Annotated in this window: 1 protein-coding gene; it reads left to right on the top strand. The window is 53.9% G+C overall.

Translation table 11 applies throughout. From position 1 onward, the window contains the following. Positions 1–124: 124 nt before the first annotated feature. On the top strand, positions 125–568 hold the full coding sequence (gene tnpA, locus C5748_RS27400) for an IS200/IS605 family transposase (RefSeq protein ID WP_105746206.1): 444 nt from the start codon (positions 125–127) through the stop codon (positions 566–568). The last annotated feature ends 85 nt before the right edge of the window (positions 569–653 follow it).

Here is a 653-nt window from a genome sequence, read left to right as displayed (position 1 = left end):
TAACTCTATCCGCTAAGCCTCCGGCTCTGCCGGAGCGAATAACGGCCGTTATACGGCTTCGGGAGTAGGGTCCTGATATCAGATGATCTCCTTGGGGAACCGCGAGGCCCTCAAGGAGATCACAATGTCACAGGGTCATAACCAGCTGAATCACGCGACATGGGAGTGCAAGTACCATGTCGTGTTCACGCCGAAGTACCGCAAGAAAGTACTTTTTGGGCACCTCCGACGATCATTGGGAAATGTATTTCACGACCTGGCCCGGCGCAAGGAATGCCGGATCGAGGAAGGGCACCTGATGCCTGACCATGTGCATATCCTGATCTCGATCCCGCCGAAATATTCGGTGGCGGAGGTCGTCGGATATCTGAAAGGGAAGAGCTCGATATGGGTTGCGCAGAATGTGGAACGCAAGATGCGCAATTTCCTGGGGCACAAATTCTGGGCCAGAGGTTATTTCGTTTCCACCATCGGTCGTGATGAAGAAATGATCCGCGCCTATATCAGGCATCAGGAACTGGCGGACAAGCAGTTGGACCAGATGCAACTCAAGCTCTCGTCCTCCTGAAGTCCCATCTCTTGTCCCAAAATCCTTCATAACCGCCTATGGCGGTTCCCCGTCAAACCCCCAGCTCTGCTGGGGGTTATTGGCT

Source organism: Phyllobacterium phragmitis, from assembly GCF_002980495.1.
Classification (GTDB): Bacteria; Pseudomonadota; Alphaproteobacteria; order Rhizobiales; family Rhizobiaceae; genus Paramesorhizobium; species Paramesorhizobium phragmitis.
The sequence above is the reverse complement of the archived record's forward strand: the minus strand, read 5'-3'. Positions and strand labels throughout refer to the sequence as shown.

What these genes read in the sequence shown, in the direction of transcription:
- tnpA (WP_105746206.1), top strand. Translation starts at nt 125, where the DNA reads ATGTCACAGGGTCATAACCAGCTGAATCACGCGACATGGGAGTGCAAG.